Source organism: Thiemannella venezuelensis (assembly GCF_014203605.1).
GTDB classification, from domain to species: Bacteria; Actinomycetota; Actinomycetes; order Streptosporangiales; family Streptosporangiaceae; genus Planomonospora_A; species Planomonospora_A venezuelensis.
Genome location: NZ_JACHJJ010000012.1, coordinates 149,259 through 162,233, shown reverse-complemented (window position 1 = coordinate 162,233; position 12,975 = coordinate 149,259). Strand labels below are relative to the sequence as shown.

Annotated in this window: 14 protein-coding genes; 9 read left to right on the top strand and 5 right to left on the bottom strand. The window is 73.4% G+C overall.

What is annotated here, in order from left to right; translation table 11 throughout:
- Positions 1–15: 15 nt before the first annotated feature.
- Positions 16–771 carry an amino acid ABC transporter ATP-binding protein gene (locus FHS22_RS19090; RefSeq protein WP_184943495.1) on the bottom strand — a complete coding sequence of 252 codons (756 nt, stop codon included), beginning with the start codon at positions 769–771 and terminating at the stop codon, positions 16–18.
- Between the two features lie 366 nt (positions 772–1,137).
- Here FHS22_RS19090 and miaB point away from each other — a divergent pair, with 366 nt between their 5' ends.
- Complete coding sequence (gene miaB / locus FHS22_RS19085) at positions 1,138–2,646, top strand: tRNA (N6-isopentenyl adenosine(37)-C2)-methylthiotransferase MiaB (RefSeq protein WP_184943493.1); 1,509 nt, start codon at positions 1,138–1,140, stop codon at positions 2,644–2,646.
- 15 nt (positions 2,647–2,661) lie between these two features.
- Here the strand turns inward: miaB and FHS22_RS19080 are convergent, their stop codons facing one another.
- The gene (locus FHS22_RS19080; protein WP_184943491.1) at positions 2,662–3,282 is read right to left on the bottom strand and encodes a hypothetical protein; all 621 of its coding nucleotides are present in this window, start codon (positions 3,280–3,282) and stop codon (positions 2,662–2,664) included.
- A 167-nt stretch (positions 3,283–3,449) separates the two neighbouring features.
- Here FHS22_RS19080 and FHS22_RS19075 point away from each other — a divergent pair, with 167 nt between their 5' ends.
- Together FHS22_RS19075 and FHS22_RS19070 are read left to right on the top strand one after the other, a co-directional pair.
- Complete coding sequence (locus tag FHS22_RS19075; RefSeq protein ID WP_184943489.1) at positions 3,450–4,046, top strand: hypothetical protein; 597 nt, start codon at positions 3,450–3,452, stop codon at positions 4,044–4,046.
- A gap of 68 nt (positions 4,047–4,114) precedes the next feature.
- The gene (locus FHS22_RS19070; RefSeq protein ID WP_184943487.1) at positions 4,115–4,846 is read left to right on the top strand and encodes a class III extradiol ring-cleavage dioxygenase family protein; all 732 of its coding nucleotides are present in this window, start codon (positions 4,115–4,117) and stop codon (positions 4,844–4,846) included.
- Positions 4,847–4,875: 29 nt separating this feature from the next.
- Here FHS22_RS19070 and FHS22_RS19065 read toward each other — a convergent pair whose 3' ends face one another.
- Positions 4,876–5,796 carry a ribonuclease Z gene (locus tag FHS22_RS19065; RefSeq protein ID WP_184943485.1) on the bottom strand — a complete coding sequence of 307 codons (921 nt, stop codon included), beginning with the start codon at positions 5,794–5,796 and terminating at the stop codon, positions 4,876–4,878.
- Between the two features lie 527 nt (positions 5,797–6,323).
- Between FHS22_RS19065 and FHS22_RS19060 the strand changes: the two genes are divergently transcribed.
- Both FHS22_RS19060 and FHS22_RS39295 read left to right on the top strand, forming a co-directional pair.
- Positions 6,324–6,848: a methylated-DNA--[protein]-cysteine S-methyltransferase gene (locus FHS22_RS19060; protein WP_184943483.1), complete on the top strand. Its 525-nt coding sequence runs from the start codon at positions 6,324–6,326 to the stop codon at positions 6,846–6,848.
- A 58-nt stretch (positions 6,849–6,906) separates the two neighbouring features.
- Positions 6,907–8,757, top strand: a complete 1,851-nt coding sequence (locus FHS22_RS39295; RefSeq protein ID WP_184943482.1) for a histidine kinase — start codon at positions 6,907–6,909, stop codon at positions 8,755–8,757.
- Positions 8,758–8,785: 28 nt separating this feature from the next.
- Here FHS22_RS39295 and FHS22_RS19050 read toward each other — a convergent pair whose 3' ends face one another.
- Positions 8,786–9,382, bottom strand: coding sequence for a response regulator transcription factor (locus tag FHS22_RS19050; protein ID WP_425567354.1), 597 nt, complete (start codon positions 9,380–9,382; stop codon positions 8,786–8,788).
- A gap of 212 nt (positions 9,383–9,594) precedes the next feature.
- Between FHS22_RS19050 and FHS22_RS19045 the strand changes: the two genes are divergently transcribed.
- Positions 9,595–10,146, top strand: coding sequence for a dihydrofolate reductase family protein (locus FHS22_RS19045; RefSeq protein ID WP_184943479.1), 552 nt, complete (start codon positions 9,595–9,597; stop codon positions 10,144–10,146).
- Here FHS22_RS19045 and FHS22_RS19040 read toward each other — a convergent pair.
- Positions 10,116–10,355, bottom strand: coding sequence for a hypothetical protein (locus tag FHS22_RS19040; protein ID WP_184943477.1), 240 nt, complete (start codon positions 10,353–10,355; stop codon positions 10,116–10,118). The two genes, FHS22_RS19045 and FHS22_RS19040, sit on opposite strands and share 31 nt — an antisense overlap.
- 27 nt (positions 10,356–10,382) lie before the next feature.
- On the opposite strand from FHS22_RS19040, the gene miaA reads away from it, so the two are divergent.
- From miaA to FHS22_RS19025, 3 genes are all read left to right on the top strand, one after another.
- Entirely contained in the window at positions 10,383–11,327 is a 945-nt protein-coding gene (gene miaA, locus FHS22_RS19035; protein WP_184943475.1) for a tRNA (adenosine(37)-N6)-dimethylallyltransferase MiaA, read from the top strand.
- 9 nt (positions 11,328–11,336) lie between these two features.
- Complete coding sequence (gene dapF, locus FHS22_RS19030) at positions 11,337–12,143, top strand: diaminopimelate epimerase (protein ID WP_184943473.1); 807 nt, start codon at positions 11,337–11,339, stop codon at positions 12,141–12,143.
- Between the two features lie 71 nt (positions 12,144–12,214).
- Positions 12,215–12,964, top strand: coding sequence for an SCO6745 family protein (locus tag FHS22_RS19025; RefSeq protein ID WP_260408070.1), 750 nt, complete (start codon positions 12,215–12,217; stop codon positions 12,962–12,964).
- Positions 12,965–12,975 lie beyond the last annotated feature (11 nt).

The following is a 12,975-nucleotide window of genomic DNA, read 5'->3' as shown; positions in this document are numbered from 1 at the left end:
CAGCGGGCAGGGAGGTCAATGCGTCAGGATCTTGGAAAGGAAGTCCTTGGCCCGGTCGGTCCGGGCGTTGGTGAAGAACTCGTCGGGGGTGTTCTCCTCGACGATCTGCCCCTCCGCCATGAACACCACGCGGTTCGCCGCGCGCCGGGCGAAGCCCATCTCGTGGGTGACGACCATCATCGTCATGCCGTCGCGGGCCAGGCCGATCATGACGTCGAGCACCTCCTGGACCATCTCCGGGTCCAGCGCCGAGGTCGGCTCGTCGAAGAGGATCATCTTCGGGTCCATGGCCAGCGCGCGGGCGATGGCGACCCGCTGCTGCTGGCCGCCGGAGAGCTGCGCGGGGTACTTCGCCGCCTGGGCGCCGATGCCGACCCGCTCCAGCAGCTCCATGCCGCGCTGCTCGGCCTGGGCCTTGGCGACGCCCCTGACCTTGATCGGCCCGAGCGTGACGTTCTCCAGGATCGTCTTGTGCGCGAACAGGTTGAAGGACTGGAACACCATGCCGACCTCGGACCTCAGCCTGGCCAGCGCCTTGCCCTCCTCGGGGAGCGGACGCCCGTCGAACAGGATCGTCCCGCCGTCGATGCTCTCCAGCCGGTTGATCGCCCGGCAGAGCGTGGACTTGCCGCCGCCCGAGGGGCCGATGACGACCAGCACCTCGCCGCGCGAGATCGTCAGGTTGATGTCGCGCAGCACGTGGAGGCTGCCGAAGTGCTTGTCGACGCCTTCAAGCACGACAAGAGGAGTCGCGTCCCCGTTCTCCGTCATGAGTCACAACGTAATTCTGTAAAGGGCAACTCGCGCTAACCCTGCGGTACCGATCCGATCACGGGCGGCCAACGGCTGGGTCATACCGGACCTGGGCCGGAGAGGGCCCGGAGAAGGGTCGTGGCCGCGGCCGACCGGTCCGGGCCGATCTCCGCGGCTGCGGTCCCCTGCGGTCCTCTGCAGTCCCCGTGATCCCCCGTGATCCCCTGTGGTCCTTTGCGGTCCTCCGTGGTCCGCCGGTCCCCGCGGCCCGGAAAGCTCCAGCACGGTGACGCTCTTCGCCAATGGTAGCCGATCCGTCACTCCCCGTACGGCCCGCGCGAGCCGTACCCGGAGGTCGGCCGAGCGCCTACCCTTGTCTGTGAGATGACTGCCACCGTGGAGAGCGCCCGCACGTACGAGGTTCGTACCTACGGGTGCCAGATGAACGTGCACGACTCCGAGCGCCTGTCGGGCCTCCTCGAGGACGCGGGATACGTCCCCGCGGCAGAGGGGGAGACGGCCGACGTGGTCGTGTTCAACACCTGCGCCGTGCGGGAGAACGCCGACAACCGCCTCTACGGCAACCTCGGCCACCTGCGCCCGGCGAAGACCGGCAACCCCGGCATGCAGATCGCCGTGGGCGGCTGCCTCGCGCAGAAGGACCAGGGCGAGATCGTCCGGAGGGCGCCCTGGGTCGACGTGGTGTTCGGCACGCACAACATCGGCTCGCTCCCGGTCCTCCTGGAGCGCGCGCGGGTCGCGCGGGAGGCGCAGGTCGAGATCAGGGAGTCCCTGGAGACCTTCCCCAGCACGCTGCCGACCAAGCGCGAGTCCGCCTACGCCGCGTGGGTGTCGATCTCGGTGGGGTGCAACAACACCTGCACGTTCTGCATCGTGCCGTCGCTGCGCGGCAAGGAGCGGGACCGCCGCCCCGGCGACGTCCTCAACGAGGTCCGGACCCTGGTCGAGCAGGGTGTCCTGGAGATCACCCTGCTCGGGCAGAACGTCAACACCTACGGCGTCGAGTTCGGCGACCGGCTCGCCTTCGGCAAGCTCCTGCGGGCCTGCGGCGGGATCGACGGCCTGGAGCGGGTGCGCTTCACCAGCCCGCACCCGGCGGCCTTCACCGACGACGTCATCGCGGCGATGGCCGAGACGCCCAACGTGATGCACCAGCTCCACATGCCGCTGCAGTCCGGGTCCGACCGCGTCCTGAAGGCGATGCGCCGCTCCTACCGGGCCGAGCGCTACCTGGGCATCATCGAGCGGGTCCGCGCGGCGATGCCGGACGCGGCGATCTCCACCGACATCATCGTGGGCTTCCCCGGCGAGACGGAGGAGGACTTCCAGGGCACGCTGGACGTGGTGCGCGAGTCGCGGTTCGCCAACGCCTTCACCTTCCAGTACTCCATCCGCCCCGGCACCCCCGCCGCCACCATGGACGGCCAGATCCCCAAGGAGGTCGTGCAGGAGCGCTACGAGCGGCTCGTCGCCCTGCAGAACGAGATCTCCTGGGAGGAGAACAAGAAGCAGGTCGGCCGGGTGCTGGAGGTCCTGGTGGCCGAGGGCGAGGGCCGCAAGGACGAGGCGACCCACCGCCTGTCCGGCCGCGCCCCCGACAACCGCCTGGTGCACTTCTCCCCGGGCGGGTCCGGCGCGGAGGCGCCGCGCCCGGGTGACATGGTGACCGTCGAGGTCACCTACGCCGCCCCGCACCACCTGGTCGCCGACGGTCCCGTGCTGAAGCTCCGCCGGACCCGGGCGGGCGACGCCTGGCAGGCCCGCCAGGGCGCCCCGGCGGGCAAGGGCCCCGGCGTGATGCTCGGCATGCCGTCGATCGGCCGTCCGGCCCCCGCTCCGCAGGAGCCCTCGGGCTGCTCCGCCGCCCCCTGATCCGCCCGGTGCGGTTCAGCGGGGGAACAGCTCTTCGAGCACGGCATGGCAGTAGGCGCGGCGGAGTTCGTCGAAGGTCGTGCACGGGTCCGGCAGGTGAGCCGGCCGCCTCGGGACCGGGACCGGCGGCGCCGCCGGATGCGCCTCCGGGGTCCGCGCCGCGGGCGGGCGTGCCTCCGGGCTCCGCGGCGCCGGCGCCGGCGTGGGACGCGGCCGGGGGGCGGGCGCCTGCCGCGCCTGGGCGGACCCGCCGGTCGCGGGCTCCGGCGTGCGGGACGGCGGGGCGGGGCGCCTCTTCGCGGCGGAGCCGCCCGGTCCGCCGGGGGCGGGACGGGCGTGCGGGAGCACCGGAGGGGTGGTCCGGGGGAGCGGGCCCGGGGCGAGGGCGGGCGCGAGCGGCTCCCGGGCGGGACCCGGACCGCCGGAGTCCTCCGGAGCGGAGCCTCCGGTCGGCGCGGAGGCGGCCGGGACCGGGACGGGCGAGTCCCAGGAGGCTCCGCCGGGGGCATGGCGGCCGGGGGAGGACGACTCCCCGTCCGGTACGGCGGTGCCCGCGGGCACGAACGGGGCAGCGTCCGGAGCGGTGTTCGTGCTGAGCAGCAGGCCGAGACCCGCGGCCCCGGCGGCGGCCAGCACGCCAATCAGGACATATGGCCTTGAAGTACGTATAAGTCTCTCAATAGATGACAAGTCGTAATTCCTTTGTGATTGATGCGCGGGCATTTCGTTACTGTGGCTAGTGTGGTTCGGCACCCTCGGAAGCCGTGGAGGTTTCCATCGAAAACCGCAGGGAGTTGTTCCACATGCACGTCCCCCCGCCTCCCGGCCGCCCCGAGCAGGCCGGAGAGCCCGAAGTCCTCACCGGCCCCGGCGGGCCGCCCTCCCGGCGCGCGGCAGCCGGATCCGTATCCCGGAAGCGCGGCCTGGCCATAGCCGTCGCATCCGCCCTCACCGCCGCCCTCGTGAGCGCGGGCGCCGTCTTCGTCCTGCTCGGCGGCGCCGGCGGGGGTTCCGGCACGTCCCCGTCGGGGAGCACGCAGGGAGCCCGGCAGGCTCCCGAAGCGGGCGAGGGCTCCGGAGAGGGATCCGGCGAGGCGCCCGAGGACGCCGCGACCGGCCCGGACGGCGCGGCCGACGGTTCCGGCACGGCCGACGACTCCGGCGCGGCCGACGGGCCGGGATCCGGAGAGGACACCGCCGCCGGCCCCGGTGACTCCGGCGCGCCCGGCGAGGGAGACACCGGCGCCCGGTCCGACAAGCCCGCCACCTCCACCGCGGGCAAGAAGGGGCAGGACTCCCGGCAGGAGCCGGAGCAGCCCGCCTCGGACCTCCACACCGACCCCCGGTCCGACGGCCCTCCCGGATTCAGCCCGCCCAACCCCCCGATCGGCGGTTACTGATCCCCGGACGGAGGTTCCCGGCCCGCCGGTGCGGCCGTGCGGCGGGCGGGCTCCGTTAGTCTGGCGGCGTGATCGTCGCCGCCGCCGTGTGCCCGCACCCTCCGCTGTTGGTCCCCGAACTGGCCGGCGCGGCCGCCGCCGAGCTCGACGGGCTCCGAGCGGCGTGCGCGACCGCGGTGGACGCCCTGCGGGACACCGAGCCCGACGCGGTCGTGGTGGTCGGCGGGGCGGAGGCGGCCGGGACCTACGGGCCGGACGCCGCCGGCGGCCTCGCCCCCTGGGGCGTGGACGTCCGCGCCGGCGCGGGCGCCCCGGTCCTGCCGCTCTCCCTCACGATCGGCCGCAGGCTCCTCGACGAGCGCGGCCTGGCCGCCTCCGGGTTCCACGCGGTGCCCTTCGACGCCTCCCCGCAGGAGTGCGCGGCGCTGGGCGGGCGGCTGGCGGCCGCGGCCGGACGGGTGGCGCTGCTGGTCATGGCCGACGGCTCCGCCCGCCTGACCGAGAAGTCCCCGGGCTACCTGGACCCCCGTGCGGAGGCGTACGACGCCGGGATCGTGCGCGCGCTCGCCCGCGGGCGGGTCCCGGAGCTCGATCCCGGCGAGGCGGCGGAGCTCTGGGCCGGCGGCAGGGCCGCGCTGCAGGTCCTCGCCGGAGCCGGAGCCGGAACCGGAGACGGAGCCGGAACCGGAGACGGCGCGGGAACCGGAGACGGGGCGGACGGGCCGCTGAAGGGCGAGATCCTCTACGACGAGGCCCCCTACGGGGTCGGCTACGTCGTGGCCCTGCTCAGGCGCGTCTGATCCGCGCCGCCGCCGGAAGGGGCCGCCCGTCAGGCGCGCCTGGGGACCGGCACCCGCGCCAGGTCCTGGGCCAGGACGATGTCGCCGTCGAAGAACGCGCCCGCCTCCTCGACGAAACGGGGTTCGTCGTCGGGGCCGTAGCGCTCGGAGACATGGGTCAGCACCAGGCGGCGGACCCCGCTCTCGGCCGCGACCCGGCCCGCGTGGGCGGCGGTCAGGTGACCGTAGTCGGCCGCCAGGGCCGCCTCGCCGGACAGGAACGTCGACTCGATCACCAGCAGGTCCACCCCGTCGGCGAGCGCGAACACCCCGTCGCAGAGGCGGGTGTCCATGACGAACGCGGCGCTCTGGCCCGGGCGGGGCTCGCTGCAGTCCTCCAGCCGCACGGCCGAGCCGTCCGGAGCGGTCACCGTCCCCTCCCGCTGGAGCCTGCCGATCAGGGGTCCCTCGACGCCCCGCTCCCGCAGCAGGGCGGGGATCATCCGGCGGCCGTCGGGCTCGTCGAGGCGGTAGCCGTACGCCTCGACGGGGTGGGAGAGCGGGCGGGCGGTGAGCGTCACCGGGCCCGCGTCGAAGGTCGCGAGCTCTCCGGAGACCGGGCGCTCGGCGATCACCTGGGTGTCGGCGAAGACCGAGGCGTGGCGCAGGCGGCGCCAGTAGGTCTCGCCGCTCGCCGGGTAGGCGGCCTGGACGGGGTGGGCGACGCCGTCCCTGGCGATGCGCTGGACGATGCCGGGGACGCCGAGGCAGTGGTCGCCGTGGAAGTGGGTGACGCAGATCCAGGTGACGTCGTGGGAGCCGACGCCCGCCCGGGTCATCTGGCGCTGGGTGCCCTCGCCGGGGTCGAACAGGAAGCCCTGGCCGTCCCAGCGCAGCAGGTAGCCGTTGTGGTTGCGGTGCCGCGTGGGCACGGCGCTCGCCGTGCCGAGGACCACAAGCTCGCGCGTCATGCGCGTCAAACTACCGCCTGCCGTGAGGCCGCCGCCGCCACGCCCGCGGGTTCGGCCCGGCCGATGGGTCCGGTCGTGTTTGCGGGATGATGCGTGCCGCATCCGACCGGCGGCATCGCCGGTCGACGGAGGCCTCGACGATGTCCGGCGGCGCTCGTTCCGCTTCCCGGCGCCCGGAGGCATCCCGGTCGAGACGACCGCCCCGGAACGGCGGCGGGTGCTCCTGCCGAAGTTCCGGCGGGGGCGGTGCACTACCGGGCATTCCGAGTACGCTGATGTGAACGGCGCGAAATGCATCAAAGCCAGAGGCCGGGCCGCCGGGCCGGTCGTCTCAGGGCGTGGGGACTCGGAGGACGCCCGGGTCGGTGAAGCGTCGGGCGCCCCGTTCCACGGCGTGCGCCGCGGCCCGCCGCGTGAAGCGGCACGGGCTGCCCGCCCTTTCCAGGGCGGGGGGCAGGTCGAGGCGACGGGGCGGGACCGCGCCGGAGGCGCCGAGGACGACGAGCTCGCGAAGGGACGCAGGAGCGATGGTGGGAACCGTGGCGTTCGGGCGCCTGCCGACACCCCTGGGGGAGATGACGGCCGCCGTCACCGAGGACGGCGTGGCGGGCCTGGGCTGGGGCGGCGACCGGTGGCTCAGGGAGCGGCTGCTGGACGGGCTCGGGCTGGCCGAGGCGGACGATCCGGGGCGGACGGCTCCGGTGCTGGGCGAGCTGGCGGACTACTACGCCGAGCGGTTGCGGGTCTTCACCGTCCCGGTGGACTGGCGGCTGACCACGGCCGTGCAGCGCAGGGTCCTGGGCACGCTGTACGAGACGGTCCCCTACGGGCAGGCGGTGACCTACGGCGAGCTCGCCGCCCGCAGCGGGACCGGGATCCCGGCGCGGGCCATCGGGTCGATCATGGGCGCCAACCCGATCCCGGTCCTCGTGCCCTGCCACCGGGTGGTCGCCGGCAACGGCCTGGGCGGGTTCAGCGGGGGCGAGGGCGTGGAGTCCAAGCGGTGGCTGCTGACCCTGGAGGGCTACCTGCAGCCGATGCTCTGGAGCTGACGCGGCGGCGTCTCCGATCATCACCTCTGCGTATCGGCTAGTTTGACCCTCTATGGGAGTGGCCTTCAAGCTTGCCAGGCTTGTAGCGGTGGTCGTCAGCATCGGATTCTCGTACGGCGGGTTCATCGGCATCTTCCGCGCCGACGACCCTCCAGGCCGCAAGGCCTTCGGATGCGGGCTGCTCACCGCCCTCCTGCTCCTCCATCTCTACAACTGCGTCCGGACGGCCGACGGCCGGCGCCCCAGGGCCTGGCAGTGGACGCTCGCGCTCCAGGCGGTCCTCACCGTCACCGGGCTGCTGATGTTCGCGAGCACCTGGTACGGCAACACCGGCTTCCTCGCCGCCGCCGTGCTCCTGCTCGTCCGGCCGCCCGCGCTGGCCTGGGGCGGCTTCGCGCTCGTCGTCGCGGCCCAGTACCTGTCCGGCCTCCAGGTCCGTCCGACGGTATGGGACGCCCTCTACCTCGCTCTGGGACACGCGGCCTTCGTGGGCATCGCCCTGTACGGTGTCGCGCGGTTCGCGGACCTGGTGGCCGGCTTGCACCAGACGAGGACCGCCCTGGCCGAGGCGGAGGTCGCCAGGGAGCGTCTCGCGTTCGCGCAGCAGCTCAACGAACGGGTCGGAACGAGCCTTGAGCAGGTGGTGCGCTGCGGAGAGGCCGTCTCCGCAGCGGCCGAGCCCGGTACGGCCCGCGCGCAGCTGGAAGCCGGCCTCGCGACCGCGCGGTCGGCCCTGAACGAGACCAGGTCGGTCGCCCACGCCAGCCGCGACGGCGCACCGGCCGGGCGGCGGGTCGCCGACGACCTGACCACGCCCGTCGTGGCCGGGCTCGGCGCGGCGACCGTCTGCCTGATGCTGCTGACCAGCCCCGTCCGCCAGATCCTCAAGGAGCAGGCGTCCGGCGGCGAGGTCGTGCTGTTCCTCGTCCTGCTGTCCGCGTTCACACTGATCTTCCTGCGCGCCTGCACGCCGGGAGACGACGACGGGCGGCCACGGCACTGGCAGTGGACGCTCGCCGCCGCCGCGGTCGTGGCGCTCGCGCCGTCGCTCGTCTTCGAGCGGGAGCTGTGGTACATGAGCATCTTCCTCCCCGCGCTCACGGCGGTCCTTCTCCGCGGATGGCTGCGCTGGGCGGTGACCGTCCCCCTGATCGTCCAGGACTTCTTCACGCTGACCTTCGCGGGTGTCACCCTGCAGGGCACGAGCGTGGTCGACCAGACCTACGAGATGGTCTGGATAGGCGAGCGGGCGCTCGTCGTCTACGGTCTCGTCCGCATGGCCCGGCTGGCCCGCGACCTCCGGGCCGCGCGCGTGGAGCTGGCCCGCACCGAGGTCGCCCGCGAACGGCTGCGCTTCGCGCGCGACCTGCACGACCTGCTCGGATTCGGCCTCTCGGTCATCGTCCTGAAGAGCGAGCTGGCCTTCCGCCTGATGGACAGGGACCGGGAGAGGGCCCAGCGGGAACTGGAGGACGGCCTGGCCGTCGCGCGGCAGGCCCTCGCCGACATCGAGACGGTCGCGGCGGGCCGTCGCGCGATCTCGCTGGACGACGAACTCGAATCGGCGAAAACCGTTCTGGCCGCCGCGGGATACGAGGTGGACGGTTCCGTGACCCGCCTCGCGCTCACCTCCGAGCTCAGCTCGGTCCTGGCGATCGTGCTCCGCGAAGGCGTGACGAACGTGCTGCGCCACAGCGACGGCGGACGCTGCACCCTCGACGCGGAGACCGTCGGCGGGCAGGTCCTCCTGAGGCTGAGGAACGACGGCGTCCGGGCGGGCGGCGCCGCGCCGGGCATGGGGCTGGACAATCTCACCCACAGGGTGCGGGCGGTGGGAGGGCAGCTGGAGGGCGAGGCCCTGGACGGCTCGTACACGCTGACCGCCCGGGTCCCGCTCCCCGCTCCTTAGCGGCCTCCCCGCGCCGGGTGTCCCGGCGTCAGATCCAGCCTTCGTCCGTGGCGATGCGGACGGCGTCGATGCGGTTGCGCGCACCGAGCCGCATGACGGCGGACGACAGGTAGTTCCGGACGGTCCCGACGCTGAGGGAGAGCGCCTGCGCGATCTCCTCGGCCTCCGCTCCGGTCGCCGCCAGCCGCAGCACGTCGGCCTCGCGGGCGGCGAGCGGGCTGTCGGTCTTCTGGAGGGCGGCCAGCGCGAACTGGGGGTCGACGGCCTGCCGCCCCGAGGCGACCGCGCGGATCGCGTCGACCAGCTCACCGGCCGGTGCGTGCTTGAGCATGAAACCGGAGACCCCGGACGAGAGCGCACGCCGCAGGTAGCCCGGCCGGGCGAGACCGGTCAGCATCACCACCCGGCAGGAGGGCAGCCTTCCGCGCAGCTCGTTCGCCCCGCTCAGACCGTCCATGCCGGGCAGGTCGATGTCCAGTACGGCCACGTCGGGCCGGGTCTCCAGGGCCAGGGCGACGATCTCGTCGCCTCTTCCGGTCACGCCGACCACGTCGAGGTCGTCCTCGAGGTCCAGGACGGCGGCCAGCGTCTCACGCAGGATCCGGACGTCCTCGGCGAGGATCACTCTGATCAATGTGAATCCTTCACAAGGTTCTGGTGAGCGGTGCACTACCAGCCGAACCCGCCGTTCGGCGAAGCTCATTACACACCGAAAGCGCACAGACCTTGCAGAGCGCCGCCGCCAACGAGCGGTGACCGCGCTTGGCGAGGCTGGGTGCGCCGACGAAGGTGCATCCAAGTACGGGACGGACGAACCCGGATGAAAAGGAGCGGATCATGAGCAAGGTCGTCGCGATCGTCTTCATCTCGATGGACGGCGTCGTGGAGGAGCCCGCCTGGACCGCGCCGTTCTGGAACGAGGACCACGACAAGTTCCAGGCCGGTCAGATCGCCCAGAGCCGCGCCCTGCTTCTCGGCCGCGTCACCTACGACGGCATGTCCCAGGCCTGGCCGGCGATGGAGGCGGCCGGCGAGGAGGTGGGCGAGATGAACGACATCCCGAAGTACGTGGCCTCCACCACGCTCAAGGACCCGCAGTGGAACGCCACCGTCCTGGAGGGCGACGTCGCCGAGGCCGTGGCCAAGCTGAAGGCCGAGGAGGGCAAGGACCTGCTGATCTACGGCAGCGGGAGCCTGATCGGCTACCTGATCGAACACGACCTCCTCGACGAGCTCAAGCTCTTCCTCCACCCGGTCGTCGTCGGCAAGGGCAGGCGCCTGTTCCGCGACGGCGTGGACACCACGACCTGGCGCCTCGCCGGCACCCACACGTTCGCCTCCGGCGCCATCGTCCTCGACTACCGCCCGGCGCGGCCCGCCCAGGCCTGAAGGCGCGCGCAGGAGGCGGCCGTGCCGATCTGCCCGCCGTACCGGCCGCCGGTCCTCCGGCCCGCCTCCTGCTGCGCCCTGCCGGTGCCCTGCTCGGTGAGATCCTCCACCGGGTCGGAGTGCCGGCCCGGCAGGTCCTCGGCCCTGCCGAAGATCGGCATGATCGGATCCCCCGATCCCGGCGCGACGATGGTGCCGCTCTCGTGCATACCCGCGATGTTGAGAGACTTGTCGCCGTGCCTCAGCTACCTGTCATCGCCGTCGTCGGTCCCACCGCGGCCGGAAAATCCGATCTGGCCGTCGACCTCGCCCTCGAACTCGGAGGCGAGGTCGTCAACACCGACTCCATGCAGCTCTACCGGGGGATGGACATCGGGACGGCGAAGCTCTCGACGGAGGAGCGGCGCGGGGTCCCCCACCACCTGATGGACGTCTGGGACGTGCGCCGGACCGCGAGCGTGGCCGAGTACCAGGCGCTGGTCCGGCCGCTGATGGACGGGCTGCGGGCCAGGGGCGTCGTGCCGGTCCTGGTGGGCGGGTCCGGCCTCTACGTGCGGGCCGCGCTCGACGACCTGGAGTTCCCCGGCACCGACCCGGAGATCCGGGCCCGGCTGGAGGCCGAACTGGAGCGTGCGGGCGCGGCCCCGCTGCACGCGCGGCTCCGCGAGCGGGACCCGGCGGCGGCCGAGGCGATCCTGCCGGGCAACGGGCGCCGGATCGTGCGCGCGCTGGAGGTCATCGAGCTGTCCGGGCGGCCCTTCTCCGCCACGATGCCGTCCTACGACGCGGTCTACGACAGCGTGCAGCTGGGCGTCGAGGTGCCCAGGGACGTGCTGGACGAGCGGGTGGCGCTCCGGGTCGACCGCATGTGGGAGGCCGGGCTGGTGGAGGAGGTGCGGGAGCTGGCCGGGCAGGGCCTGGCCGAGGGCCGTACGGCCAGCCGCGCGCTCGGCTACGCCCAGGTGCTGCGCTTCCTGGCGGGGGAGTGGAGCGAGGAGCAGGCCAGGCAGGAGACGATCCGGGCGACGCGCAGGTTCGTCCGCCGCCAGGAGTCGTGGTTCCGTCGCGACCCCCGCGTGGTCTGGCTGCCCCAGGAGGCTCCCGACCTCCTGGAGCGGGCTCTCGCGGAGGTCCGCCGCTACCGGCCCCCGGGCGGAGAGGCGCGGCGCCGTCATCAATAGGGTGGCGGTATGCGCTTCGCCAAGGGTCACGGCACCGAGAACGACTTCGTCATCCTCCCCGATCCGGAGGGAGAGCTGGAGCTGCCGGGCGCGCTGGTGGCCGCGATCTGCGACCGAAGGGCCGGGATCGGCGGCGACGGCGTGCTCCACGTGGTGCGGACCAAGCTCAGCCCCGAGGTGGCCGACCAGGCCGGCGAGGCCGAGTGGTTCATGGACTACCGCAACGCCGACGGCGGCGTGGCCGAGATGTGCGGCAACGGGGTGCGGGTCTTCGCCCGGTACCTGGTCTCCGCCGGGCTGGCCGCGCCCGGGGAGTTCGGGGTCGCGACGCGCGGCGGGGTCAAGCGGGTGCGCCTGGCCGAGACGGGTGACGTGACGGTCGACATGGGCCCGCCCCGGGTGCTGGGCGAGAGCCGCGCCTCGGTCTCCGGGCGGGAGTACGGCGGGCTCCGCGTCGACATGGGCAACCCGCACCTGGCGTGCGTCATCGGCGATCCGGTGGCCGGGCTCGACCTGACCCGCCCGCCCGCGTTCGACCCGGAGCACTTCCCGAACGGGGTCAACGTCGAGCTGCTGAACGCGGCCGGCCCGCGCAGGCTCGTGATGCGGGTCTTCGAGCGGGGCTCGGGTGAGACGCGGTCCTGCGGCACCGGGGCGGTCGCCTCGGCGGTGGCCGCCGCCCACCTGGCGGGGGAGACCACCGGGAGCTGGGAGGTCGAGGTGCTCGGCGGCACCGTCACCGTCACCCTCGACGAGCGGACCAGCTATCTCGCCGGCCCCGCGGTCCTCGTGGCGTCGGGGGAGATCACTCTTTAGCCCGCGGGGCTTGCCGAATGTTGTTCCGGTAGGCAATGCTGAGTTCCTAGAATAGACCGAGGAGGAGCGGCATGGCTGACCCACAGGCGACGGCGGCGGCGGTCAAGGGGAGGATCGGGGCACTCGGCGGCGGGTTCATGATCTCGCGTGAGGTCAAGGCCCTGTGCGAGCAGACCGGTACGGCGCCCCGGGCGATGTACTTCCGCGGCCGGTGCGGGGTGCTCGGAGAGGTGGACGCCGGCGTCGTCATGGCGGCCACGGTCTTCTTCACCGCCGAGGACGTTCGGGAGAACTGGGAGGCGGGCAGGGGCCTGCCGGTGGAGCGGGCCGTCGAGCTCTACGCGGGGGCCTGCCACGACTGGGGCCGCCGCAGGCTCGGCGCCTTCGACGGGGCCGCGCGCCTGGCCGAACTGCTGGAACCGGTGGTGCGCGGGGCCTCCGTGCTCGGCGCCCCGCTCTTCGCCGGCTGGCGGGCCCTGCCGCTGCCCGGCGACGCCCCCGCCCGGGTCACCCACCTGATGAACCTGGTCAGGGAACTGCGCGGAGGACTGCACGCCGTGGCCGTGCTGGCCGAGGGGCTGACGCCGCTGGAGGCCATGGTGCTCAACTCCCACGAGGGCAGCCCGACGGGCCTGGTCTCCGGGGAGGCCATGGCGCGCTTCTTCGGCTGGCCGGAGCCGTACCCGGCGCCGAGCCCGGAGCTGCTCGAGCGCCGCGCCCGGGCCGAGGAACTCACCGACCGGCTGATGGCGCCCGCCTTCGCGGTGCTGGACGAGAAGGAGTCCGCCGAGCTGGTGGAGCTGGTGGACCGGGCGGGCTGAGGGCGGGACCG